Source organism: Paenibacillus sp. TCA20 (assembly GCF_000732325.1).
GTDB classification, from domain to species: domain Bacteria; phylum Bacillota; class Bacilli; order Paenibacillales; family Paenibacillaceae; genus Paenibacillus; species Paenibacillus urinalis.
Genome location: NZ_BBIW01000002.1, coordinates 446290 through 472472 on the forward strand (window position 1 = coordinate 446290; position 26183 = coordinate 472472).

The 26183-nt window shown below is 45.8% G+C and carries 26 protein-coding genes and 1 riboswitch; of the genes, 9 read left to right on the top strand and 17 right to left on the bottom strand.

Features of this window, described 5'->3' with window-relative positions:
• Positions 1-89 precede the first annotated feature (89 nt).
• The 4 genes from TCA2_RS05660 to TCA2_RS05675 form a co-directional block, all read right to left on the bottom strand.
• Positions 90-839 (bottom strand): SDR family NAD(P)-dependent oxidoreductase, encoded by a 750-nt coding sequence (locus TCA2_RS05660; RefSeq protein WP_047910577.1) that lies wholly within the window; start codon positions 837-839, stop codon positions 90-92.
• 227 nt (positions 840-1066) lie between these two features.
• Entirely contained in the window at positions 1067-1459 is a 393-nt protein-coding gene (locus TCA2_RS05665) for a DUF2500 domain-containing protein (protein ID WP_047910578.1), read from the bottom strand.
• A gap of 116 nt (positions 1460-1575) precedes the next feature.
• Complete coding sequence (locus TCA2_RS05670) at positions 1576-2841, bottom strand: hypothetical protein (RefSeq protein WP_047910579.1); 1266 nt, start codon at positions 2839-2841, stop codon at positions 1576-1578.
• 171 nt (positions 2842-3012) lie between these two features.
• A complete protein-coding gene (locus TCA2_RS05675; protein WP_047910580.1) occupies positions 3013-4398 on the bottom strand; it encodes an amino acid permease in 1386 nt (461 codons plus the stop codon).
• Between the two features lie 277 nt (positions 4399-4675).
• A riboswitch (FMN riboswitch) is annotated at positions 4676-4833 on the top strand.
• Positions 4834-4977: 144 nt separating this feature from the next.
• Between TCA2_RS05675 and TCA2_RS05680 the strand changes: the two genes are divergently transcribed.
• The 3 genes from TCA2_RS05680 to TCA2_RS05690 all read left to right on the top strand — a co-directional run bounded on the left by TCA2_RS05680 (position 4978) and on the right by TCA2_RS05690 (position 8368).
• On the top strand, positions 4978-5937 hold the full coding sequence (locus tag TCA2_RS05680) for a DMT family transporter (protein ID WP_047910581.1): 960 nt from the start codon (positions 4978-4980) through the stop codon (positions 5935-5937).
• 218 nt (positions 5938-6155) lie between these two features.
• Positions 6156-7649, top strand: a complete 1494-nt coding sequence (locus TCA2_RS05685) for an amidase (protein ID WP_047910582.1) — start codon at positions 6156-6158, stop codon at positions 7647-7649.
• A gap of 5 nt (positions 7650-7654) precedes the next feature.
• Positions 7655-8368: a 4'-phosphopantetheinyl transferase superfamily protein gene (locus TCA2_RS05690; RefSeq protein ID WP_047910583.1), complete on the top strand. Its 714-nt coding sequence runs from the start codon at positions 7655-7657 to the stop codon at positions 8366-8368.
• A gap of 73 nt (positions 8369-8441) precedes the next feature.
• Here the strand turns inward: TCA2_RS05690 and TCA2_RS05695 are convergent, their stop codons facing one another.
• Together TCA2_RS05695 and TCA2_RS05700 are read right to left on the bottom strand one after the other, a co-directional pair.
• Positions 8442-9689 (bottom strand): MFS transporter, encoded by a 1248-nt coding sequence (locus TCA2_RS05695; protein WP_047910584.1) that lies wholly within the window; start codon positions 9687-9689, stop codon positions 8442-8444.
• Between the two features lie 241 nt (positions 9690-9930).
• On the bottom strand, positions 9931-10824 hold the full coding sequence (locus TCA2_RS05700; protein WP_047910585.1) for an aldo/keto reductase: 894 nt from the start codon (positions 10822-10824) through the stop codon (positions 9931-9933).
• A 542-nt stretch (positions 10825-11366) separates the two neighbouring features.
• Between TCA2_RS05700 and TCA2_RS05705 the strand changes: the two genes are divergently transcribed.
• The 4 genes from TCA2_RS05705 to phnE (TCA2_RS05720) all read left to right on the top strand — a co-directional run bounded on the left by TCA2_RS05705 (position 11367) and on the right by phnE (TCA2_RS05720) (position 15000).
• Positions 11367-12473 (top strand): phosphate/phosphite/phosphonate ABC transporter substrate-binding protein, encoded by a 1107-nt coding sequence (locus TCA2_RS05705; protein ID WP_238546300.1) that lies wholly within the window; start codon positions 11367-11369, stop codon positions 12471-12473.
• 116 nt (positions 12474-12589) lie between these two features.
• Positions 12590-13372: a phosphonate ABC transporter ATP-binding protein gene (phnC, locus tag TCA2_RS05710; protein ID WP_047910586.1), complete on the top strand. Its 783-nt coding sequence runs from the start codon at positions 12590-12592 to the stop codon at positions 13370-13372.
• A complete protein-coding gene (phnE, locus tag TCA2_RS05715; RefSeq protein ID WP_047910587.1) occupies positions 13365-14180 on the top strand; it encodes a phosphonate ABC transporter, permease protein PhnE in 816 nt (271 codons plus the stop codon). Before phnC ends, phnE (TCA2_RS05715) begins: the two co-directional genes overlap by 8 nt.
• A gap of 13 nt (positions 14181-14193) precedes the next feature.
• On the top strand, positions 14194-15000 hold the full coding sequence (gene phnE, locus TCA2_RS05720; protein WP_047910588.1) for a phosphonate ABC transporter, permease protein PhnE: 807 nt from the start codon (positions 14194-14196) through the stop codon (positions 14998-15000).
• A gap of 150 nt (positions 15001-15150) precedes the next feature.
• Here phnE (TCA2_RS05720) and TCA2_RS05725 read toward each other — a convergent pair whose 3' ends face one another.
• Together TCA2_RS05725 and TCA2_RS05730 are read right to left on the bottom strand one after the other, a co-directional pair.
• Positions 15151-16737 carry a bifunctional UDP-sugar hydrolase/5'-nucleotidase gene (locus TCA2_RS05725; protein WP_047910589.1) on the bottom strand — a complete coding sequence of 529 codons (1587 nt, stop codon included), beginning with the start codon at positions 16735-16737 and terminating at the stop codon, positions 15151-15153.
• Positions 16738-17056: 319 nt separating this feature from the next.
• Positions 17057-17539, bottom strand: a complete 483-nt coding sequence (locus tag TCA2_RS05730; protein ID WP_047910590.1) for a GNAT family N-acetyltransferase — start codon at positions 17537-17539, stop codon at positions 17057-17059.
• Between the two features lie 219 nt (positions 17540-17758).
• On the opposite strand from TCA2_RS05730, the gene xerS reads away from it, so the two are divergent.
• Complete coding sequence (gene xerS / locus TCA2_RS05735; protein WP_047910591.1) at positions 17759-18841, top strand: tyrosine recombinase XerS; 1083 nt, start codon at positions 17759-17761, stop codon at positions 18839-18841.
• Here the strand turns inward: xerS and mobB are convergent.
• The 7 genes from mobB to TCA2_RS05770 form a co-directional block, all read right to left on the bottom strand.
• Positions 18816-19343, bottom strand: a complete 528-nt coding sequence (gene mobB / locus TCA2_RS05740) for a molybdopterin-guanine dinucleotide biosynthesis protein B (RefSeq protein ID WP_047910592.1) — start codon at positions 19341-19343, stop codon at positions 18816-18818. The two genes, xerS and mobB, sit on opposite strands and share 26 nt — an antisense overlap.
• A gap of 16 nt (positions 19344-19359) precedes the next feature.
• Positions 19360-20634: a gephyrin-like molybdotransferase Glp gene (glp, locus tag TCA2_RS05745; RefSeq protein WP_047910593.1), complete on the bottom strand. Its 1275-nt coding sequence runs from the start codon at positions 20632-20634 to the stop codon at positions 19360-19362.
• A 178-nt stretch (positions 20635-20812) separates the two neighbouring features.
• Positions 20813-21568, bottom strand: a complete 756-nt coding sequence (locus TCA2_RS05750; RefSeq protein WP_047910594.1) for a DUF4247 domain-containing protein — start codon at positions 21566-21568, stop codon at positions 20813-20815.
• A gap of 12 nt (positions 21569-21580) precedes the next feature.
• Positions 21581-22087: a DUF4178 domain-containing protein gene (locus TCA2_RS05755; RefSeq protein WP_047910595.1), complete on the bottom strand. Its 507-nt coding sequence runs from the start codon at positions 22085-22087 to the stop codon at positions 21581-21583.
• 35 nt (positions 22088-22122) lie between these two features.
• Complete coding sequence (locus TCA2_RS05760) at positions 22123-22527, bottom strand: DUF350 domain-containing protein (protein ID WP_047910596.1); 405 nt, start codon at positions 22525-22527, stop codon at positions 22123-22125.
• Positions 22528-22655: 128 nt separating this feature from the next.
• On the bottom strand, positions 22656-23324 hold the full coding sequence (locus TCA2_RS05765) for a PspA/IM30 family protein (RefSeq protein WP_047910597.1): 669 nt from the start codon (positions 23322-23324) through the stop codon (positions 22656-22658).
• A 105-nt stretch (positions 23325-23429) separates the two neighbouring features.
• Positions 23430-24452: an NADH:flavin oxidoreductase/NADH oxidase gene (locus TCA2_RS05770; RefSeq protein ID WP_047910598.1), complete on the bottom strand. Its 1023-nt coding sequence runs from the start codon at positions 24450-24452 to the stop codon at positions 23430-23432.
• A 149-nt stretch (positions 24453-24601) separates the two neighbouring features.
• Between TCA2_RS05770 and TCA2_RS05775 the strand changes: the two genes are divergently transcribed.
• Complete coding sequence (locus tag TCA2_RS05775) at positions 24602-25426, top strand: polysaccharide deacetylase family protein (protein ID WP_047910599.1); 825 nt, start codon at positions 24602-24604, stop codon at positions 25424-25426.
• Positions 25427-25513: 87 nt separating this feature from the next.
• Here the strand turns inward: TCA2_RS05775 and TCA2_RS05780 are convergent, their stop codons facing one another.
• Both TCA2_RS05780 and TCA2_RS27970 read right to left on the bottom strand, forming a co-directional pair.
• Positions 25514-26014, bottom strand: a complete 501-nt coding sequence (locus tag TCA2_RS05780; protein ID WP_193745996.1) for a 3D domain-containing protein — start codon at positions 26012-26014, stop codon at positions 25514-25516.
• Positions 25986-26180, bottom strand: a complete 195-nt coding sequence (locus TCA2_RS27970; RefSeq protein ID WP_193745997.1) for a LysM domain-containing protein — start codon at positions 26178-26180, stop codon at positions 25986-25988. The genes TCA2_RS05780 and TCA2_RS27970 overlap by 29 nt, the downstream gene beginning before the upstream one ends.
• Between the last annotated feature and the right edge of the window lie 3 nt (positions 26181-26183).

Below are 26183 nucleotides of genomic sequence, written 5' to 3' on the forward strand. Positions count from 1 at the left end.
AAAAGTAAAAGAATGAGCCCTGGTGCTCAACTTGGGCTCATTCTTCTATATTCGGTCTTTAGCCTGATTATTCGATTACAGTCCCAGGATTAGGGCTCATATATCATTTTTCTTGTCATACCGCCATCAATGACCAGGTTCTCTCCAGTTACAAAATCGTTGTCAGGTGCCGTCAAAAATAAACAGGCTCTTGCAATATCCTCTGGCTTGCCAACTCTTTGCGACGGATGCTGGACATGATCTATTTCTCTAAGTTCACTGTAGTCTCCTGTTTCAATCCATCCCGGACTAATACTATTGACCCGAATCCGTTTATCTGCCAGTGATACAGCCATCGCATGAGTAAGTGCAACAATGGCTCCTTTGGAAGCCGCATAGGCTTCAGAGTTCGGCTCGGACATCGTCGCTCTCGTGGAGGCCATATTGACTACAGCGCCGCCCTGTTTATTATTCCCCATATATTTAGCCGCTTCTCTTGTCGTTAAAAAACAGCTGCGAGCATTGGTATTCATGACGTCATCCCATTCATTCAGGGACAATTCAAGCGGAGACTTCCAGATGCCATAACCTGCGTTGTTAATGAGGATATCGATCTTCCCATATTCCCGCATGGCTGTATTCATTAAATGTACAATTGCTTCTTCAGACCTAACATCGCAGGCAACAAATATGGCAGTTTCACCTTTTTGACGAATGGCTGCGGCTGCCGCGGCCCCTTTTTCTTCATTTTGATCGGTAAGGACCACCTTCGCTCCCTGCTCAGCGTATGCTTCAGCTACAACTTTACCAATACCTTGCGCTGCGCCTGTCACGATAACAACATCATCTTTGAATTTCATTATACCTCTCCTTATGACTAGAGATTGGAACCAGCTATAATTTTCTGATAACTATATATTACACAAATTTAGGTTCTGGCATAAATCCGAATCAATAACCTAATGAAATAGAAATCATGCCCCTAATAAAGAATAATTAATCGAGTATATCTCAATTGAAACGGTTCAGATTCAACAAGGATTAAAAACAAAAAGCCGCCCCATTGGGACGGCTGATCAATGACATGCTAACCTCGAACACGTTCGGTATATACTCTGTTATAACGCTTGAACCCAAGATATCTGGTCCCCTGAAAAGTAAGCTGGCCTTCATCGCCCTCAGCGCATAAACCATACTCATCTCCGCCGACCTTGAACTCAATCCGATCTCCGCTGTCCACTTCAAACGTAATAAAATAGAGCGTCCGCGTATTCTGCCCCTCGCTTTGACTCTGCTGTGATACCTGAATTCTTCTTCCTGTAATTCTTGAAGGGACAGTCAATACCGGCTGCTTATTGTTCCGTCCCCAAGTAAGGAGCTCTTTTCCCAGGGTCAATGCGACAATACCGAGAATCACGACAAATACCGCCGGGAATACCGTTCCGAAAAAATCAAACATCCAGAAAGATTCAAATCCCATGCCGTCTCCTCCCGTCCTCTGATTCTTGTCTGTAAATAACCGACTACTTGTTTATGTATATGCCGTAGTGCGGTCAACTTGTCAGTTCGCGGAAGAAATACTTCATGGGATTAATTTTAAAGGACGCTCCAGCTGGTCCCGCCATCCATCGTCTGCATTAATATTGATTTTTTCTCACTGGCATTCTCAAGCAGTACCCACCCTACTTTGGGGCTAACGAACTGCAGCTTGACAACCTCAGGATAATCTACAAGCTTCTCTGCCAAAACTTGACTTACAGGCAGTCTGTCCCAAGTCTCCCCTTGATCTATCGTATGATAGACATAAGACCCCTGCAGTGCCCAGCCTTCAGACTCACTGACAAAAGTAGGATACAAATCCTTGTTCACACCACGCTGAGAAGGCAGATTAAACTGGACATGCTCCCAAATAGAGCCTCCATCTGTCGTAAACAGACCGCTGTACTGAACACCGCTGCCTTCCGCACAGCCTAAGGGAAGATACATTTGCTGATGATCTACACTTAAGCTCTCTATCTCGCCAAGAGAATAAGAAGAGCAAGACTCATACAATGCTGATGATCTGTTGAAAAACGGCTCGTTAATAGACCAGGCTTTCCCTGCATTCTTGGTTACATAAATCTTAGGAGCGCCAAGCTCAAGCACGGATACGACTCCTTGCTCTCCGCCCGTGAACTGCATGCCTTCAACATATCCGCGCAGCGGTATAGCATGATCCGTCTGCTGAAGTGGAGAGCTTGTCATCACTTCAGACCAATTCATTCCCCCGTCAAGCGTCGAGAATATTTTCTTCTCCTCTTTGCCCGTACCAGCATTGTCACTTGTCATTAAGTAGCCTTCCTTGGCTGAAGCAAAATGTAGTGCAGTAACCTTCTGAGTCTCCTCCAATGAAGAAATCATCCAGCTCTCCCCGCCGTCATTCGTTCGCAGTACCACATTGTCAGTTCCATCTGTTCCGGAACGAACAATCCAGCCATTCATGCCATCCAGGAAAAAAATATCCTCTCCGTAAACCGGATTCGTCGCAAACTTCACATTAGATGAAGGAGAAATATTCGTCCAGGTCTCCCCATTGTCACGGGTATAATATAAACGCAGCTCGCTTCTCGTTACTCCCCAAGCCAGACCGCCATAACCATGAATTAATTGAAAGTCCGTTAATCGTGTCTGAATTTGATATTTGTTCATTTCATCGACTTCGTAATTACTAGGTTCAATAAGCGTAATTGTCTGCCCATCTTCCAGCTGCTCTTCCTTTACGACTACTGGCTGAGCCTCCTCGGGTTCCGAAGATGTGCAAGCTGTCAGCGCCAGTGTGAGCATAAGTATACATACTAGAGCCCGCTTTGTCATTTCTCGCATGCTATTCCACCTCTTTGTGCCTGTTAAGGCTGTCCTCTAAGTTAGACATTATAGCATACTTTATTTTGAATGAGAGTCAAAACTGTTACTTGTTCCTCTTTATTCTGTAATACATTTCGCCCTCCTGGCATCTGCCAGAAGGGCGAAATTGTTTGTACTTTATTCATGTTATTATTTCTTAGATTGCTTGTCTCCAAGCTCGCTGTTCCGGTATCCATAAAAGAAATAAATACATAGACCGACGAGAATCCATACGGCAAATCCACCCCAGGTTGATCCGTCCAGCTGAAGCATCAGCAGTACACAGAATGCAGCGCTCAGCAGTGGAAGAAACGGCACCCAAGGTACAGAAAATCCTCGTTTGAGATCTGGCCTGGACTTGCGCAGACCAATAACACCAAGCGATACGACAGCAAATGCAAACAGGGTTCCAATGATGGTCAGGCTGGCAAGCTGATCCAGCGGCAGCAATCCGCACAGGAGTGCGATAATAATGCCTACCATCCATGTACTGCGAACAGGGGTCTGTTTCTTCTCATCCACTTTAGATAAGAACTTAGGCAGCAGCCCATCCCGAGAGATCGCAAACAAGAGCCGGGTCTGACTAAACAATAGAACAAGCAGCACCGTCGTAATACCCACTATGGCTCCCACTGAAATAAGTCCTGCTACAAAGTCTTGTCCAACAAAACGTAATGCGAAAGCGACAGGGTCCGCAACTCCAAGATTGGTAAAAGGAACCATCCCGGTCAGGACGACAGCGACAAGTGAATACATAATCATACATACAATAAGTGATCCAATAATTCCTATAGGAAGATTACGCTGCGGGTTTTTGACTTCTTCTGCCGCTGTAGCCACCGCATCGAATCCAATATAGGCGAAAAACACAACGGCCGCACCACTCATTACTCCTGTAAAACCAAATGGCATGAAGGGAGTCCAATTGTCAGGTTTCACATAAAATGCACCAACCAGAATGAATATGATGATAACTGCTATTTTGACAATAACCATAATTGCATTAAATCTTGCCGTTTCTCTCGCTCCCTGGGTGAGTAATAAGCATATCGCCAAAATAATGAGAACGGCCGGCAAATCTATGATTTGTCCCTGCGACAAATTAAAAGCACCGGATATAGCGGTGGGAAGATGCATGCCGAAGCCTTCCAGCAGCCCTTGAACATAGGCTGACCATCCGCTTGCTACCGATGCCGCAGCAACACCATACTCTAGTACCAGTGTCCAGCCCATTAACCAACCGACCACTTCACCGAATGCGGCATAGCTGTAAGCATAGGCACTACCCGATACAGTAACTGTGGAAGCCAGTTCTGAGTAACACAACGCTGCCAGAATACAAGCGATGGCGGCAATAACGAAGGAGATCATTAGTGCGGGCCCTGCATGCTCTGCAGCGGCTTGTCCGGTAATAACGAAAATACCGGTACCAATAATAGCACCGACCCCAAGTGATATCAGATCCAGCGCCCCAAGTGTCTTCTTAAGGCCTGTACCCTTGTTCAGGTCAAAATGCTTCTTGCGAAATAAATCCATAATGTCACTCCTAGATGAATGTTGCAACGCTTTAGTGCATTTAAGCACAAACAATTATTATGCGAAAGTTAGCACAGCTTGTCAACTTTAATCCTTGAATTAGAATCATTTGGCTTAAGCTTTGGTAACAGATTGCCCTGAACTTGAATTTTTATTATAAATTGATCAACCGGCCAAAAATAAGTATTGCTACGATAGCGCTTTCTATATTATTATGTTGGAGTAGGTTACAACTAATCATCTACTTACTATTTTATACTATCTTAATAAATGAATAATGGATCTTCGGGGTAGGGTGAAATTCCCAATCGGCGGTGACGTTCTTGCAATAAAGAACGAAGCCCGCGACTCGCTGCTCAAGCATTCCTTGCGCACGCGACTGACTTGGTGCAATTCCAAGGCCGACGGTTACAGTCCGGATGAGAGAAGATCATCGATTACATGCGGTTGTTATATGAAGACGCATGTTTATTTGATCACCCCTGTTGATTGTGCATGGTTACATGTGCGTATTCACATGGGTTTTTTACTATCTGAAGATACCATATTCAAATTCTCACTTACGAAGGAGTTTGGAATATGGAACACACGAACAAAAAAGCATTACCTGCAGCCGGCTCAACCGGCTTCTGGCTCGTCGCACTCGGAGCAGCACTATGGGGTATCGGTCCTCTGTTCCGGATTCATCTGCTGGACTACATGACCTCGACGCAAGTCGTCCTGATTGAGCATCTCCTTGTCTGTCTGGTTGCTGTACCGATTCTATGGATTAACCGATCTGAGCTGAAAAACCTGCGTCTGAAGCATGTATTCGCTCTGCTTGTCATATCCTGGGGAGGATCTGCACTAGCTACCGTTATTTTTACAATAGCCTTGTCCAGTGGTGATCTGAATGCGGTTGTGCTGCTGCAAAAAATGCAGCCGATCTTTGCCATCCTGCTCGCAAGGCTGATTCTCAAGGAGACGCTGCCCAAACGTTTCGTCTTCTTCTTCATTATCGCTATTGTGGGAACGTATTTGCTTACCTTCGGATTCACCATTCCTTTTGGAACAAACAGCGAATGGATTAAAATAGGAAGCCTATTATCCTTACTCGCCGCAGCTCTATGGGGTGGATCTACGGTGATGGGACGCCTGCTTCTCGGGCAAGCGCAATACAAGACAGTAACCTCTCTTCGATATGTACTCGCGCTGCCTTTACTCCTTATTATGACCTGGATGGAAGGAGCATCGATGAATCTTCCACAGGCAGGAGCGGATCTTGCGAGCATCGGAGTTAACTTGCTGGCACAGGCTTTGCTTCCTGGCCTGCTGAGTCTGCTGCTATATTATAAAGGCTTATCTTCGACCAAAGCATCGATGGCTACCCTTGCCGAGCTTAGCTTCCCGATGATGGGTGTGCTCGTAAACTGGATCGCTTTTGGACAGTTGGTTACTCCTGCTCAGCTCATTGGTTTTGTGCTGATCTGGACGACATTGTTTATATTTGCTCGTCAGCAGCAACAGAGCAGCCAGCAGCTGGTCTCGCGCACGACATGAGATGAAAGGATTAAGATGAGGCTGAGCTGGATTTTGATCTCTATATCTTCTAGACTTGAAGAGTTATAGCGAAGTCGCTGTCCATTTGGACGGCGATTTTTTATATATAAATAAATTTTTACTTTCTCCTCCATCTTCCCTCCAACTGCACATGGCAACCTGACAGATTTATGCGTTATGATAGAGAGAACGATTAGAAAGGGATGATCAATTAGCCTATGACTTCTTTTCCTTATACATCATATGACGCGGTAGGGCTCGCACAGCTGATAAGAGATAAACAAATTTCTCCAGTAGAGCTTGTAACTGCTGCCATGGAACAAATCGATCAATTGAATCCTGAGCTGAATGCCGTGGTCCGTACTCGCTACGAAGCAGCACTGCAGGAAGCAGGTGAGGTGAATACACTCGCCCAGCCTTTTGCAGGTGTCCCCATATTGCTAAAAGACATTTCACAAGCAATTGCTGGTGAGCCTCTGACATCAGGTTCTAAATTATTTGCTGAACACAAGCCACTCTACGATTCTCATTATGTAGCCAAGCTTCGGAGAGCCGGTTTTATTCCGATTGGACACACCAACACCCCGGAATTTGGACTTAAGAATATTACCGAGCCTAAGCTGCACGGCCCTTCAAGAAACCCATGGAATACAGACCACTCTCCAGGCGGCTCCAGTGGAGGATCGGCATCAGCCGTTGCTTCCGGCATGGTACCCATCGCCGGAGCAAGTGACGGCGGAGGGTCAATTCGCATCCCCGCTTCGTTCAGCGGGCTGTTCGGATTAAAGCCTACCCGTGGACGTACTCCTGTAGGACCCGGGGTTGGCCGGCAGTGGCAGGGCGCATCCATTGATTTTGCCCTGTCGAGAACGGTGAGGGATAGTGCGGCACTGCTCGATGTACTGCAAGTGCTTCAGAACGAGGCTGCATTCCAAGTACCGCTGTACCCGGGAAGATACGTGGAAGATATGTATTTAACGCTTGAACGGAAATATCGAATTGCCTATACATTGGATTCTCCAGTAGGCACACCTGTCAGTGAGGATGCCAAGGAGGCCGTGCGCAAGGTCGTGAAATACCTGGAATCTGAAGGACATATTATTGAAGAAAAACAAAGTCCGGTAAACGGCGTTCATCTCATGGAGAACTATTATATGATGAACAGCGGTGAGATGGCAGCCATGGTACTGAAGATGGAACGTGGACTTGGAAGAACCATTACTTCAGAGGATATCGAAATTGAAGGCTGGGTGCTTCTTGAGGCTGGCCGAAAATTATCCGCAGCGGAATTTGTACATAGTCTCGCAGAATGGGATGTTGCTGCCGCACAAATGGCTTCTATTTTTGACCGATATGATTTCTATATCACACCGACTAATGCCTATCCGGCTCCGCAGATTGGTGAACTGACGCCTGGGCCCGCGAAGATCGAACAGCTGCTTAGGGTAAGTGAGTTATCTAAGGACAAGCAGCAAGCGCTTATCTATGATATGTTTGAACCTAGCTTAACTTACACTCCGTTCACCCAGCTTGCTAATTTGACAGGTACTCCGGCTATGAGCCTTCCCCTTCATCTTAGTCAGTCCGGGCTGCCTATGGGTGTTCAGTTCATGTCTGCTAAAGGAAGAGAGCATGAGATGCTGCAGCTGGCACACCTGCTTGAGAATACAGACCTGTGGATTTCTCCTTTAGCTTCTGGAGGTGAACATTAAGACCCATGGACATTCTTGGGGTCAAGCTGCACTCCGCCATGGAGCAGCCCATTGATTTGAATGAGATCGTAGGAGGTCTGCCCTGTGAACAGCAAAAGAAAATTCGCAGGTTCAGACGTTTCCCTGACCAATTAAGATCTCTATGCGGAGAGCTGCTAATTCAGAGCTACGCTGTCGAGCATTGGAAGCTGCCCCCTAACAAGCTGGACAGGCAGACCAACCACTTTGGCAAACCTGAATTTGTTCATTATCCGACGCATCATTACAACATCTCTCACTCAGGGGCCTGGGTGGTAGCTGCTTTTGACCGACATCCGGTTGGCATTGATATTGAAGAGTTAAATGATGTAGACCTGACTCTTGCAGATCGATTCTTCACTCGGAACGAGGCGGAGCTGGTGCATAACCAGGCAGACCTAGAGCAGAAGCAGATGTTCTACACTCTTTGGACTCTTAAGGAGAGTTATGTAAAAGCGAAAGGTGCCGGACTTTCAATTCCTCTTGATTCTTTCGAATTTGGTATAACCCATCAAGGTGAGGTTACATTCTCTAGCACTAACGCGGGAAATGAAGAAGCTTGGTCCTTTAGAAGTTATGCAATCGATCCTGATTACTCGCTCGCGGTTTGCAGCCGATCTGAGCAAATACCAGAATCCATCGATCTCATTACCTTAGATCAGCTCTTAGCAGATCATTCGATACTCCGAAGCAAGTCGTAAATTAAAAATCACGCCAGCAGAGTCGTTACTATGCTGGCGTGATTTTATGTTAAACATATGTGCTCACTTCATGTTAACTAGCGACATTAGCTTGTTTATCAGCTGGCTGATCCATCTTCCGATCACGCATCTTATAGTGGGCGAGCAGCAAGAATGGAATGCCACACGCTGTCATTAGCGCCAAAGGCATAAATATCATTACCGGTTGATCCACAGATAGCGAGGTTAACAGCCAGCCTCCGATGACCGGGGCGAGTACATTCCCCATATTGTTAAATCCGATCATACCGAAATAAGTTCCGCGCAGCTCTGGTTTCGCGATCCTGTCTACCAATAGATCCATAAGTGTAAACATCAGCACTTCTCCAATTGTAAATATTACGACACCAAGCAGCAGCATCCATCTGGATTCAAACAATCCAAATACAAGCAAACTACTGGCCACAAAAGCATTACCTACGATTAAAGAAACCGCGGGAGGAAAATTCTTAAACCATCTTACCAGCGGATACTGCACGATCAGCACGACCACGGCATTCATGGACAGCATGTAAGTAAACATTTCTGCTCCATTTTCGAAGCTTGGGCTGAGCTCAAGATATTGCGGGAGCGTCGAACTAAAATGTCCATATCCTAAGACACAAAATATAGAACCAATCAGCACATACATAAAGGTACGATCACGGCTAGTCACCATGAAAGCTTCTTTTAAAGATACGGACTGTGCTGTGACAGCACGGCCAAGGTCAATATCACTTCTTCTACCGAACTGGAATATAAGAACCAGCCCATATAAGATGTATACCAACCCAGCGGCTATGAATGGAGCTCCGCTCTGTGATGTTCCAAACTGCAATCCGAGTAAAGGACCGATCACGACACCGACATTAATGGCCGCATACCTCAAATTAAAGATTAGCAGCCTGTTCTTCGGATCTGTAATATCCGACAGCATCGCTCGTGAGGTGGGCTCAAATACAGCTCGGCACAGCCCATTTAGTGCGTTCATAACAAAGAACATCCAAATCTGATTGGCCACGGCAAAACCGATAAATACAAGTGCCCAGCTAAAAATCGAGAAGATCAGTACTTTTTTACGTCCTATTCGATCCGATATGTATCCCCCATAAAAACTGGCAAATACGCCGATCAGGGAGCTGACAGCGACAACCATACCTGCCTCCGCTGGACTTGCTCCCATCGATTTAATAAGATAGATCGACAGAAAAGGAATGCTCATTGATGTGGCCATTCTCCCGAACATCGTTCCTACGATAATGGTCCAGGCGAGCGGGTGAATCTGTTTTAAATGACTGTTCATATTGCCTCCGTCTGTGTCTGCAAATAAGTAAGTTAGTACATATCATTTCAGCTTATTTGCTATCTGTCAATACATGTAAACACATGCTCAAGGGGAATACGAGCAGTGGTAATTAGATAACTCTATGTTTTTCTATTATGAATTTTTCATATATTGAATTAATCACATTATATTTCTATTCATTCTCATAAAAAAACCTTAGGATGATATATTCACCCTAAGGTTTTGATTAAAAGCGATATTAAGTTCTACCCGTCCAGTCGTCGGATGCAACTTCTATCCACCGCTCACGGATGATCTCGTAATCTTCCTTGGCAAGCAGCCGCTCTCGTAACAGATCCGCGTTCTCCTGCCAACGATTTGGCTTCTTGGTACCTACAATGGCCGTATCCACACCAGGCACTGATAAAGTAAAGCCTAGCGCCTTAGCAATAACCTCCTCATTGCTCTCACCTAAAAATCCGTAATTCAAGTCCCGTAACCGATTCCAATATACAAATGGATATGCCGTTTCTTCCAGCGTATCATAAGTCCAGGCAACGTTGGCCAGCGGCCGTTTCGCTGTCACGCCCATTCCCCGCTTCCGGGCTTCCGGAATGGTCAGCTCAATCGCCTCTTGATCCGCTATATTGACAGAAGTTTCTAGGCTGTCGAACACGCCCGTCTGAACGGCATACAATGCATCCTTATGATCTCCGCTGTAGCCAATAAATCTTGTTTTCCCTGCTTCCTTGGCCCGTTTCAATACTTCAATAACGGAGCCCTCTCGAAGCACTTCTTCCGAGCAGCTATGCAAATGAATCATATCCACATATTCCGTGTTCAGTCTTCTCAAGCTGCGATCGATCGATTTGGACAGCATAACCGGATCCCAATCAGGCTGATCAAATCCAGAAGCATGTCCACACTTCGTGAACAGATACACTTCCTCTCTCTTGGGACCAAGCACCTGCCCGATCAATTCCTCACTGTCTCCGTAACATTCCGCCGTATCAATCACATTTAATCCGGCTTCAATCGCACTTCCGAGCAGACGATCGACCTCAGGCTTCGAAATGCCGGTTCCGATCTCTGATCCGCCAAAACCCAGTACGCTGACCTTCATTCCTGTTTTTCCATAAGAGCGCTGTTCCATAAAATCTAGCCTCCTTGGGTAAATGTCAATTTTATTAAAATATCTGACATGTTCGTATTACCACCTCATGAAAAAGCGAAACATTACGAGGTGCTCTCTCCATATTTATTTCAATTTCAAAGCTTCGTACTGAATTAGACTACAAAAAGCAGTATATTATGACTGCTGCACTTCATTCATCTCCTAGTCAGCAATATTCTTGTTGTCCAAGAAATTATACTACAAGGAAGGAGAACGATAAATCTACAATTTAGTTGATCTAACTACATATTCCATTCATCATTGTAAATTCTTTTTGAAATTCGACCATAGGTATAAAAACGAAATTTGCGGCTTATAAGACAGACAATTTTACATTTAACTCGAAAAACTCCACGAATCATGACTCAATATGTAGAAATTGATGGAAACCTAGCCAAATTTATAATCCCTCTGACACTACGTTTATAAATATATAACATTCCAAAGGTACAATGAGCTTGTCTTTCAAGATAGGGATAAGCGCCTTGCCTTGAATAATCAAATTTATCGGGGGTTATGAATTGAAAAAAAGAAACATGCTTCTTACTACTTTTACTCTGCTTACCGCTCTAATTGCAGGCTGTGGCTCTAATGCCGGCACTTCATCACAAGAATCAACGGCGCCTACCACTTCACAGACTTCGGATAACACAGGAACTTCTGGCGAAGCAGCCAGCACAACCCAAACCATTGATCAGCTCAAAATCAGCTTTGTTCCTTCCAAAGACCCGGAAGATATTATTACAGCAACGGACCCGCTTAAGGATCTCTTGAAGGAGCAGCTGTCTACACAAGGCTTTGAGGTGGGAGAAATCAGCATCGATGTAGGTACGACCTATGAAGCTGTCGGTGAAGCACTATCCGCAGGAACGACAGATATCGGCTTTATTCCCGGCGGAACCTACGCGCTGTATGATGACGGAGCTGATGTCATTCTGACCGCAACTCGTGCAGGATTGTCCAACGACTCTGATGCTCCAAAAGACTGGAATGAAAACAAACCAACGGAACCAACTAGTGAGCAAGCAACCTATTATCGCTCCCTGGTCATCGCAGGGCCATCTGCTAAAGGACAAGAGCTTGCTGAGAAAGTGAATAACGGCGAAGAACTCTCCTGGGAAGAATTGAATGACGCTAACTGGGCAGTTATGTCAACAACTTCTTCTGCAGGTTATATTTATCCAACGCTGTGGCTGCAAAGCAACTACCAGAAGAGCATCACGGATCTGTCCAATGTCGTGACATCCGATTCTTACGGCAGCTCCTTTGGCCGACTGGCTGCAGAGCAGGTCGATGTTATCGTTGCATTTGCTGACGCTAGACGCGATTACGCTGAACAATGGACTAGTGAATTTAACCGCACAAGCCCGATCTGGGATGAGACGAATGTCATCGGTGTAACCCAAGGAATCTACAATGATACGATCAGCGTGAGCAAGAACAGTGAAGTCATTACCGATGATCTCAAAGCCGCTCTTCAGGAAGCATTTATCGAGATCGCGAAGACAGAAGAAGGTAAGAATGTCATTGCTGTATACAGCCACGAAGGCTACCAAAAAGCTCAATCCTCTGACTATGACGGTGAGAGAGAAGCACAAGAGCTGATTCGTAACATGAAAAATCAATAAGATAAACGGAACCAAACCAAATAATATGCTTTTAAAAAAAGTGAGAGCATCAGGCTTCTAATGATGTTCTCCTTTTTCATCTCGGCAGCAGAAACCATAGGAATGGAGTTTGACCCATGATCGAGTTTATCAATGTACAAAAGACCTATCAGAACGGCACAACTGCACTGCAAAATATTAACCTCAAGATCGAGCAAGGCGAATTCGTTGCTGTCATCGGACTGTCCGGAGCAGGTAAGTCGACCCTCATTCGGTGCATTAATCGTATGCATGATATTACAGACGGACAGCTGTTTGTAGATCAAGTCGATGTATCCAAGCTAAGAGGCAAGCAGGTGCGGAATTTTCGTAAGAGAATCGGCATGATTTTTCAATCCTTCAATTTAGTCAACCGAATCAGCGTGATCAACAACGTCCTTGTCGCCTTTGTCCCGCATCTTCCGATGTGGCGCAAGCTGACCGGAATCTTCACCAAAGAACAGAGAATAAAAGCACTCGAGGCTTTAGATAAAGTAGGTATTCTCGACAAAGCTTATGTTCGGGTAGACCAGTTGTCGGGCGGACAGCAGCAGCGGGTAGCACTTGCACGGACACTTGCCCAGAACCCTGACATCATCCTAGCGGACGAGCCGATCGCTTCCCTTGACCCGGTCACCTCCCGAATTGTGATGGATGACTTTAAGAACATCAATGAAACCTTGAACATCTCTGTCATTATGAACATCCACCATGTGGAGGTCGCACTCGAGTATGCGGAGCGTATTATCGGGGTTCGAGCAGGCGAAATTGTATTTGACGGTCCACCGTCTGAAGTCACTAAGGACACCCTGGATGAAATATACGGCAGCAAGCTCAAGGATGTTCCCCTCCCGGAGGAGGTGGCACTGACTCATGTATGATAAATTGTTTCCGCCAAAACAGATGGTGCTGGATAACGGCAAGGTCGTTATGCAAAAAAGAACACGACTTCCGCTGATTCTTATTATTCTTGCGATTCTGACTGCAGCATCCGTTCAATTAACCGGCTTTGATCTTCAATTGCTATTTTCGAGAATCAAAAACTTCTTCAAAATATTAGGTGAAATGGTTCCTCCGAATTGGAGCTACTTCCCGAAGCTGCTGGAAGCACTTCTCGCGACACTGCAAATGTCACTGCTCGGCTCTATGATTGGAGCGATCCTCGCTCTGCCGTTTGCCCTGCTCGCTTCTTCCAACGTGATGAGGAACAAGGTGATCACTTCGATCTTCAAGATTATGATGAGCTTATTAAGAACATTGCCGACGCTGGTCACCGCCTTGATTGCGACCTTTATCTTTGGACTCGGACCTATGGCAGGCCTCGTCGCCATTATTTTATTCACGCTATCTTATGTCGGTAAGCTTCTATATGAGCAAATTGAGAACGTCGACATGGGACCTTTCGAAGCGATGGAGTCGATTGGAATGAATCGGGTGGAAGCTTTTCGCTATGCTATTTTTCCACAAGTGCTCTCCCGGTATCTATCTACATCCTTGTTCTGCTTCGAGGGGAATGTTCGCTATGCAGCCATTCTTGGTTATGTAGGCGCCGGAGGGATCGGTCTTCTCATCAAGGAGAACCTGGGCTGGCGTGATTATTCGAACGTTGGCATGATCGTTTTTGCACTGGTTATCACGGTATATATTATCGAATCCATCAGTGAACATTTCAGAAAAAAGTTAACATGAGGAGATCCATGCTATGACAACCATTGAGAAGCAATTGGGTGCTTCCCCTCGGAATCATCGATATATTTTGACGGTTACCATTATTGTACTGATTCTGTTCATCTGGTCACTAGACACTGTAAGCTTCGAGGACGTGAATCAAAAAGGAATTTCGATTGCATTAAATATATTAACAGGTATTGTGACTCCCGATCTCGAACTGCTGTTCAGTCTAACCGAGCAAGGAGTGCTCTACCTGCTGCTTCAAACGACAGCCATCGCCATACTGGGAACACTTGTCGGTGCCGTGCTGTCTGTTCCGCTCTCTTTTCTAGCAGCATCCAATATCGTACCAAAGCCTATCGCTTGGCTGACAAGGCTGCTGCTCATCATGATTCGAACGATTCCCGCACTTGTATATGGGCTCATGTTCATTGGGGTAACGGGACCCGGACCGTTTGCAGGCGTACTGACCATCGGACTAACCTCTATCGGCATGCTGTCCAAATTGTATGTTGACTCCATTGAAGAATTGGACAAGCAGGTACTGGAATCGATGACCTCTCTTGGCTGCAATACATTTGAGAAGATCCGATACGGTATCATCCCGCAGCTCTTTTCGCTGTTTATGTCGGTGACAATCTACCGTTTCGACATGAATATGCGTGAAGCCTCGATCCTGGGACTCGTTGGCGCAGGAGGAATCGGTGCCCCTCTCATCTTTGCGATGAATAGCTACCGCTGGAACCAAGTCGGCTCCATTCTGATTGGCTTAGTGATTTTTATCCTTCTCATCGAATGGATGTCCAATAGACTTCGCTCCAAGCTCGTTAATGGCTAATCTTTTGAATCAAATATACCCTTAAGTTAATCAGCTAAAGGTATTATGAAATTTGTTCTTTTATATCTAATAAATCATTGCAAGCCAAAAACCTCCGAATGCATTCGGAGGTTTTATTTACGATGTTCTGAGCGGGAGAGTACAGCTGGTTTAGTAGATCACTCTCCAATTGTTATTGCAGGAAGCATGTATGGTTTCTCGCTTCATGATATAGTCTGCCAAAATTTCCGTCATATCTGTCGGGATCTCCCGTACGACAGGCTTGTTCACCAGCATGGAGAAGTTCCCTCCCCCTCCTGCCCGATAGCTGTTCATGACCACTTCATATTCAGCGTCATCCGCTAATGAAGAGCCTTTGAATAACAGCTTCGTGACTCGGCTTCCTTCAGGTCTGGAAATGTCCAATTCATATTCGATTCCTTCCCACATGTCATAATTAAAATGCTGCGGCTTCGGCAGAAGATAGCTATCCGAAGTTCTAAGACCTGTTCCATTCGCATCCAGACTGAAATAACAAGCATTCTGCTCTAGTGCCGCCCGGATATCGCTGCCGGTCAGAAGCAGCACTTTGAGTGTATTCGGATAAATATAATTAGAGACGACATCTCTCATCGTAATGTGCTCGGTGAACCCTCTCGCTTCATTGGTAAATATTGCGGCACAGGAGATGGGTGCCCCTGTTGACTCCATTTGTACCCGATTAACGAACTCCGTAAAAGCATGATCTCTCTGTCTTGCAGCCATGGGATCTGTAATCGACATATCCCCTTCGACTCTGCCAATCGGCTGATCCAGCCATGCTTGAGTTCTTCGTTCACCTTCGGCAAAGATCTCCAGTATTTCTGGATCTGCCTGTGCATCCTCTGCATGCAGGAGTATGGCATTCCTGTCACGGATTACCCACCCACCTTCAGGCTTGCGGCTAAACATCAGCTGCACCTTCGATATCGCCTGTCCTGAAGAGCCAGGCTGCACATAGACCACTCCGTTCAGCTCTCCCGCGAGCAGACGATGCTGATGACCTGTGAGCAGCACATCAACACCTTCAAGCCGCATGCACATCTCATAACCCTGATTCTCTCCTGTCAGAGGCTCGGTGGCATCTCCTGTATGAGGATCACGTTCAAACCCGCCGTGATAGCTTACAACGATGGCATCCGGCTTCTCCATCTCTCGAATGTGAGTTACCCAGCGCTGCGCCGAGGCAAGGGCATCCTCGAATGCCAGGCCTTGAATGTTCGAGGGTTCCTCCCAGTTCGGAATATAGTGCGTCGTGACACCCAGAACAGCAACTCGAATGCCCTCCTGCATCTCAAATAGACGATAAGGCTGTCCAAACGCCGGCCGGCCATCCGTCTCATTCACAATATTAGCCGACAGATAAGGGCACTTCGTATCCTCCATCGTGCGCTGTAGCAGCTCCATCCCGTAGTTAAACTCATGATTGCCAATTATCGCTGCATCGTATTCCAGTGTATTTAACACAGTCGCTGCAGGATGAACACCCTTCCTATCGTACTTGGCGTAATGATACATGAAGGGAGTCCCCTGCAATAGATCTCCATTGTCCAGCAGCAGTAGAGACGGATCCTCCATCCTTTCTTTACGAATGAGCTCTGACAGTTTGGCATAGCCGAGCGGCTTATCCCCTGGTCCCCGGTAATCTGTTGGATAGATATGGCCATGTACATCACTTGTCTGGAGCAGTGTAATCGTTACTGTATTTGTTGAATTCATTATTTTATGTATCCTCCCATGCTCTAACTGCGGTATACTCCCATCCTATTGTAAAAGAAAAGCAACAACGCATCGTAAAGGTTTGTTTATTTAAAGTTAATTATCCGTTTACAATGGTCCTGTGTATGCAGTCAAAAGAACCACCTTCCCTCATTACAGGAAAAGATGGTCCTCACAATGTGCTATCTACTTGGTTTAAACAGAATCAAATCAGCCTTTTGCTCCGATTCTTTTTGTGATTCAACAATATTCGTCTCAATCAGACCTGGACATACCGCATTGACCCAAATCACCAAATTATTGTGGGCTGAACCCAGGTTCAAGTCACGAAATGCTGGCTTGGATTCCCCGACTCGGGGTGGAATCGCTCACGGAACTGGCCGTCCGTATACGTACCGATCACCTTCCGCCAGAAGGCCTGGGCAGCGACATTCGTACGAACCTGTGACACCTTCCATTCCCCGGGGAAACGGCGGAACAGCTCCTGAGCTGCCCAGGTGCCAACCCCGCTGCGACGATATTTCTGCATCACAAAAAACTCCGTCATATAGTAATCGCCCTCACGGCGTTCGGACAATCGTTCAACTAACGCGAATCCGGCAGGCACTTGTCCGCTTCGAATAAGAAAGGGGAACTTGTCCGAACGGATAAAATACTCATTCAAGTTCGGATATTCGGGGAAGACTCCATCACTGTTCACATCAATATCTAAATACTTGGTAAAATCATATAAATAGAATTGCATCAAATGCCTTATAACCTGGCTCTCTTCCCTGGATACAATAGTGAGGCTTAATTCCATTTTATATCACCCCGCGCTTGTCTTTTTTATATACTCTACGTCTATTAAACACGATTACACCGAATCCATTCTACTAAACTATAAAACTTTCGTTTCAGACCTTCAAGCGTACTGTCTGATCCTCTTCCTTCTTCTTGGCGGAATGCTTTTTCCTTTGAAAAATCAATGTGGTAAAATAAGGTCAATCCATAAATCTAATAAACCGGGGGTTACATTGCTATGCATATACAAAAAGAAACCGACCGCAAAAAGCTAGATGAACGTGTTGTAACCATGCCCTGGTTCGTTCAGCAATTCATTGACTACAAACTGCCGGACCTGTCACCCTCTACTCTGCTGGAGTATGTCAGGGATTACGATACATTTTTTACCTGGCTTCGTGCAGAGGGATTATCTGCGGCGGAGAAGAACTCAGATGTCACCTTGAAGGATCTGGAAGTACTCCGTATGGACAGCATCACAGGCTATCGGATCTACTTAACGACGAAGAGAGAAGGCGCAAATTCACGTATCACAATATCCCGCAAGCTGTCCTCTCTCCGCTCACTCTTTCATTATCTCAGCCAGATTGCAGAGGACGAGGAGTTTTACCCGCTCCTGAAGCGTAATATTATGGCCAAAATCGAGATCAAGCGCGTTCATAAGCCCAAGGATACAGCGGCCAAGCTCAAAGGTAAAATACTAGAGGAGGATGAGCTGCTTGAATTTATCGGCTACATATTAGAGGGCTATGCGAAGGATGTCGAGAAGAACAAGCAAGCTCTGTACTCCCATGAACAGAATAAGGAAAGAGATGCTTGCATCGCCAGTCTCATTCTCAATTCAGGCCTGCGGGTATCCGAAGTCGTGAATCTAAACGTCGATGATCTTGATCTTAATAACAAGGTGCTCTATGTATACCGTAAGGGCAACAACGATGAAACCTTCAAGAATCCAGTCTATTTCCGAGAGCAGGCAAAAGACGATCTTCTCACTTATATGCAGCTGCGGACACTTCGCTACCATACACCCAAAAGAGAAAAAGCACTCTTCGTCACGGTCCCCAATGGTCAAAAAGATGGGAAACGCATGACAAAGCGTGCCATTCAAGCGATGATTATCAAGTATGCCAAACGTTTCGGGAAGCCTTATCTCACGGTTCATAAGCTTCGGCATTCCTTTGCAACCGACTATTATTTACAAAATGATATCTATAAGACCAAGGAGCAGCTGGGTCATGCCTCTACAGAAACAACAGAGGTCTATGCACATCTAACCGATAAAACGATGTCCGAAGCTATTGAACGCCGCACCGAATCATAAAATTTGCAATGCTCGTGACTTGATCACGATTGTAACAGGCTGCCGATTCAGGCAGCTGTTCTTTATTCAGCCATTCTAAATCGACAGCAATAACTGCCCTCACCTGTTCTAGCTGAAGTAAAGCAAGATCCTCCTGTTCTCGCACCATGAGCAGCTTAGGATAGGATGCTTTCTTAAACCCCTCCACCAGAATGTAATCATAGGCAGAGAATCGCTTGATGATATCCTCAAGAGATGCACTCCGTTTCTCGATGACCGCATGTCTGGTATCAGAAATAACTGCAACGGCTTCAGCACCAGCTTCACTATATTTACCACTGTCGGTATTCGGATGATCCATATCAAAATGGTCATGCCCGTCATGCTTAATGACAGCCGCTTTATACCCTCGTTCTCTCAGCTCTTGCACCAATCTTGTAATCAGTGTCGTTTTTCCCGCATTCTTATATCCGATGACTTGCCAAATCCTCGATTGAACACGGTGTGTATCGTCAGAATTCATCCTGCTCCCCCTTCATCTAGCATCCGGCTGCCGTGTTCAGCTTAAGCAGCTCTACGGGATCCCCTGCCTTAAGACCTTTGGATTCTGGACGAACTATAATGAGACAATCACTATCCTTAATCGTGACCATCACACTCGACTCGTCCACTTTTGCTGCAGATGCATATACTTTTCCGTCCTTAATGCTTAATTTGCCCCGAACATAACGAGTGAAGTTGTTTACCTTGGCGTAATCCTCTCCTAAGGTTGCGGTCCACTTCTCCAAATAAGGCGAATCTGAAGCCTGCATCATTCGAAGAGTCGGTCTGACGAACAACTCAAACCCGACATAACATGCGCCTGGATTACCCGACAGGGCGAACAGTAATTTACCCTGTACGACAGCAGCCGTGGTCACACTGCCAGGCCGCATCATGACCTTGTTAAATAGCATTTCTACATCATCCTGCCGAACAAGATCGCCCATAATATCATAGTCCCCGACGGAGACCCCGCCAGTCGTTATAATTACATCATACTTCTGGACCACTTCCTCCAGCATACGCCGTGCAAGTTCAATATCATCCACAATGGAGCCGAGCAGATGCGGCTCACCGCCGGCCTGCTTCACTTGAGATAAGAGCATGTAGCTGTTGCTGTTCCTAATTTTGCCGGGCTGCAGTTCTTCATCTACACGAAGCAGCTCTGTTCCTGTTGCGAAGACAGCGACCTGCGGCTTACGATATACCGGCACCTCGTGGAATCCGAAGGTGGCGAGGACCGATATTTCTCCTGCAGACAGCAGCGTCCCCTTTTTGATCAGCAGGTCACCTTCTGAGATCTCTAATCCAATGGGGGTAACATTAGTGCCTGATGTGACAGAACGTTTGAAGCCGACAGACGCGGCTTCAGCTTCACTTCGGACCTCGGCAGCCTCGATCATAACCACTGCATCGGCTCCATCCGGCACTTGTGCTCCTGTCATAATTCTGGCCGCTGTTCCAGATTGAATAACTTTATCTGACGCATATCCACACGGAATTTCATCTATGACTTGAAGCCATATTTGATTCGTACTGGAAGCCTCATGAAGATCGCTGCTCTTCACAGCATATCCATCCATCCCTGATCTCCGAAAATAAGGGTAGGGGTGCGGTGCGTGAATATCTCGACTAATCGTATGGCCATGCACCTCATCAATGCTTACGAGCTCCGTGTCCATCTCTTGTATATACTTCGTTAACATCTGCTGAGCAGCCTCGACTTGTATCGCTTTACGATTAAATTTTGGATCAGTTGATAGATTTACCATCTTATACTCCTTATGTTTATCATCTTTTTCCAAAGTGTAGCGGCTTCTTACGATCCCTGCAAGGTCTTCATAGTCCAATTCCTCAATTCTGTTCAAAAAAAAGAGCTGAGTCTAAAGATTAAATCTACTTTAGATCCAGCTCCGTTCTTATTTGTTTGTCTTCCCTGTTTACCTTTACTTACCTTCGCCTTGTAATACGTCCTGAACCCATTTTCGTTTTGGGCCGGCTGCTCTTCTTCGGAGATGAGAATATACTTGATCCACTGCTCTTTCCTCGTTCAATCTTACCTTTGCTGGAAGAAGAGGACGATGAGGAGCCTCGTTCGAGCACGCTGTTTCCTGAGGTTGACTTGCTTGTATCTCCTGAATCTCCCAGCCCTCTCCTAATAATGGATCCACTCTTGTTCGTCGTTAGCGGAGGTGCCATCGACTTATCGTTATCCGTAGGCGTCCGATACGTTCCTTGGGATGGTTTATAAGTCTTCTGGGTCGTATAACCCCGATATTTCCCTGCGCCTTTTAACGAATCAAACATACTGTCGAGAATCGATGCCGTTATATAACCCTGGAGAAAAGAAGAGCTGTAGTTCTGTCTGACATATTCTTGCGAGTCCACTTCAATGAGCGTATCTTCCGGTGTTTCTGGGTCTTGCTGCAGATGATATAACTCATCAGGATATACAAGGAACATTCGCTCTGTATCCTGTGGAGATACTTCTTCCGGTGATCTCTCTTCCATCAGCTCACTCGCAACTTCAGGTACGGTCATACCAGCGGCACGATATACATAGGAAGTTGAATTGCCGCTGCCATTCACAGATTCGAGCGGGTAGTTCTCTTTGACCGCAGACGCTGTTCCACATCCACTAAGTACTGAGACGAATAAACTGAGGACAAGTACAATTTTGATCATGTAAAAAAAACGCTTGTTCATGGTTAACCTCTCCTAGGTTGCCCGAATAACTTTAACATCTGCTGGAATGATGTGCTCTCCCTCGTACAGCATAAAACGTCCATTTTGCCATTCAATCCTGAGCAGGTGATTGTCATCAGACTGATACTGCCAGACATGCTGCTCTCCGCTTTGGGAGAAAGGAGTTCTTCCTGTTGTCAGCACATGCCCTGCGTATTGTTCTTCCATATGATAATCTCGGTCATCAAGCTCTATTGTTGTCGGTACTTCATCCGGGCTGTCGAGTCGTCCATCAATCGGCTGGTACAATCCGTAGGTGAGTCGTTCCCTCTCTTCTATATGCAGGTAAGCAAGCTGATTGCCGTCTTGAAGCGTAAGCACGACTGCATTGCGTCCACGATTCTGCACTCTTCCGACGACCTCGTAAGTGATCAGTGATACCTCGCATATATCTCCAGGAGCCAGCTGCAGCATACTCTTCTCTTGCGGCTCCGGCTTTGGCTTCGACAGCAGATTCGTTACTCTTTTCCATATACTCATTATCTATCAATCCCCTATTTCTTACTCGATCCTCATTATAGTGAAGCCGAAATGATCAATGCCCCAACCACATGCAGTGTTCCGGAGAACAACCCATATCCAATCTTGCCCTGCTGCATGCCTCCATCAATATCAAAGGCAGCGAACCTGCGAATGATGAAATGGACGACAGCTTCGATCACAAGCAGAATGATAAAAGAAATAACGGAGACGATTAATGCGTCTCCTAAATGATACGATACAGATATCGAAGAAGACAAAATGTAGCCCTGTGCGAACAGCTTCATAATAAGTCTTGTTGTTACCGCCATATTGCCTGCCTTCACTTCTGCAAAATCCTTATACTTCGTAAACAGCGAATCGATATACATCAGTATAAATAGCAATACAGCTCCCGATCCTGTCCATACCAGCATGCGTAAAATATCCATAAATTCCATCTTGGCCTACATCCCCCACTGTTCAAGATAACTCCTCATGAAAAACGAAGGAGAAACTTTAAAGGTCTCTCCCTCGCTTATATATGTGCTGATCCTGTTATCCATTCATAGATTGATCAACATTACGCTTATTTATTGTCGTATTGCTTCATCAGCGCAGCGAGTTCGTCCTCAACAGCCTGGTCTTTACCAAGATTCTCAAACTCTTCGTCGAGAGATTTATCCTTCTTGTTCATTTCATTGCTTGCTTCTGCCAAGGCTTCAGCCTGCAGCATTTTATCTTCCATCCGTTTAAGACCGGCTGTTGCAGAATCTGAGCTAAAGTCATTCATCGCCTTGTTAATCTCAGTTTGTGCTTTGGCTGCATTATAACGGGCAACCAGAGTTTCACGCTTGCTCTTCATTTCAGTGAGCTGCTTGCGCATCTCCTCCAGCTTGCTGCGGAGATTATCAGCCGCCGCCTTGTTTTGGTCGTAACTTGTCTTGTATTCAGTAAGCTTCGCTTCTGCATTCTTCTTCTCTTCCAATGCGCGACGCGCCAGATCAATATTCTGGGCCTTGGCTGCGGTGTGAGCCTGCTCTTCACGCTTCTTAACCAACGCTTCTTGCTCTTCGTACAGAGACTTGAATTTCTTCTCTAGGGCAATCTGAGAAGCAACCGCCTTCTCTGCGTCCTCAAGGTCTTCCTGCATATCACGAATATATTGATCCGTTAATTTAATCGGGTCCTCTGCTTTATCAATCAGTGCATTAAGGTTAGACATCGTAACATCACGTAATCTTTTAAAAAACGACATTTCATATTCCTCCCAATGGTTTTCTATTCGCCTTCTTCTTCATAACTCATCAATTTTGCATCTAATCCAATATTACGAATCAATTTAAAATACGTTTCAAAATAATTAAAAACCTCTTAAATAAGGCTTGGGTATAGACTGCTTGCCGCTAATAGCTTGGGATGCGTGCAACGCCCAATACGGATCACGCAGCATTCCCCGTCCGACCGCAACGAGATCGGCTTGACCCGATTTAACCACATTTCTCGCATCCTCATAATCCTCCAGCAGGCCAACCGCAATCACCGGAAGCTCCAGCTCATTCTTGAATATATGGGCCAAATCCACCTGATATCCGGCTCTTGCGGCAGGGCCTCCATCCGAGCCAATCGGGCCTTCTCCTCCAGAGGTGATATGGAAGATATCCACGCCCGCATCCTTATATTTTTGACTAAGTTCAACCGCATACCGAACATCATAGCCATGATCTACATACTCCTTCGCGGAAATACGCATGATGATCGGCATTTCACTCGGAATCACTTCTTTAACCGCCGTAATCACCTCAACACCAAAACGGGATAAGTCCTGACCGTATTCGTCCTCACGGAGATTTGTCAGAGGAGAATGAAATTGATGAATTAAGTAACCATGTGCTCCGTGTATTTCAACGGTATCAAAGCCAGCCTCTACTGCCCTTCTCGCCGCTTCCTTATAATCGATGACCAACTGCTTCACTTCTTCATACTCAAGCGCTCTTGGCACGTCATACCGCTCGCTGAATGGAATGGCAGAAGGTGCAACAGGTGGCTTCGCATCTTGAGCCTTACGGCCTGCATGCCCCAGCTGAATACCGATCTTACACCCGTAGGAATGAACGGCGTCAACCAGTCTTCGATAGGATGGAATTTGGTCATCACTCCATAGTCCTGTATCCAGATCGGTAATTCTTCCGTCCGGATGTATACCCGTCATTTCAACAATAATCAATCCCGTACCGCCTACAGCGCGGCTGACATAATGTACGTAATGCCACTCATTAGGAATCCCATCCTCCTGCGTAACACTGTATTGACACATCGGCGGCATGACAACGCGATTTTTAATTTCCAGGCCCTTTATCTTAATAGGCTCAAACAATTGACTCAAGCGCCCCTCAGCTCCTCGTCTTTTTTTCTAGAATAATATCATCCTGCTAAGGTAATAACAAACAAGTAACACCTTGTTCCTTGCTACCAATTTCGCATAATGCAATACAGTTTAGCCTTCAAATACATAACAAAGGAGTTAAATTATTAATGAAGCGTTTGTCATGTTACATCTTGATGTTAATGCCCTCTATTGCCATTATTAGTGCTTTGATATCCCCAGACTTATCGAATGCCTTCTATAAGAATCATACGAATTCTATACAGCCGGCGGCCATTCACAAGCCCGATTCTTCAAGAGCTTCCTCCGAACGTAATACACCAACTCTGGGACAGCTGCGTAAGAAATACAGCCATTACTTCCTTACCAATGGACCAAGGGTTAACAAGGTGGCGCTAACATTTGACGATGTTCCCGATCCTAGGTTTACTCCGCAAATTCTAGATATTCTTAAGAATCACGGTGTAACAGCTACCTTCTTTGCGAATGGTCATCGGATCGCAAAATATCCCAACATTTTCAGGAGAATTCATGAAGAAGGTCACGCGATCGGTAATCACAGCTATTCACATCCTAACTTCAACCGATTGTCCGTTCCTGAATTTGTGAGTGAAATTCAAAGAACAGAGCAGGCTGCCTATCCGATTATTCAGTATTATCCAAAAATGATCCGTCCCCCTTATGGAGAAATTACCGAGGATCAATTAAAGTGGGCTGCAGAACACTCCTATCGCATTGTGAATTGGAATGTAGATTCACTCGACTGGAAGGGAATCGGCAAGAACGAGGTTATACAGAACATTATGTCTAACATCAGACCAGGAGCGATTGTCCTTCAGCATGGCGGAGGCGGCGTAGGCTCAGATCTCAGCGGTACGATTCAGGCGCTGCCTGAAGTGATTACCAGGCTCCAAGCCTTAGGCTATGAGCTTGTCACCGTGCCTGAGCTGCTTGGAATCAGCCTGGAAAAGTAAAAAAACTCGTGAAGGCCGCTGGCTCTTCACGAGTTTACATAGTTCAGGTTATTCGGTTATTCAACCCGATTGATTGGATTCATTGATTCATTCTTTGATGAAATATAATTTCACGTCCTGGATTCCAAATTCACTTACAAAGCTCGGACTTCCAGGAATAAAGATATCAATTTTGTTACCTTTTATGGCACCGCCAATATCCGTAGCCGTGGCTACAAAAGCCTTATCCGGCAGCCCGTCATGAGAATGTCCGGTTACGAGAACCTTGGTTCCAAGAGGGATGACATCAGGATCTACCGCAATGGTACCGAGCTTCAGATCATTGCCGAAATAATCGACGGCTCCGTATCCGCCGTTCTCCGCAGGATCCGAGGAGTAAGCTGTCGCTTTGACATTCAGCGTTTTGCTATAATCAAAATTCTTGCCCCACGCCTCAACCACTTTGTTTGAGCTGTCTACATTTAAGCTTGCAGTCACTGCTTGATTGCTGTTACTGCCAGCTGCTTGAGCCGTCAATTTCGACGTTGTTGGTATTGTAATCTTCAGTCCGCCGTAAATGTTATATGGCGAGAGTTTTTTTATTTGCATTCATTAGTTGTTGTAGATTTACTTTATACTTTTTGGATAGTGTGTAAAATGTGTCCCCTTCTACAGCAGTATGCACCTTGGCCGCCTGCGCGGGAACAACCTGAACCATCAAAGCCGCACCTAAGATCGCTGCAGCAATGCTAGTCTTCTTGAAAGATTTAAACATAAT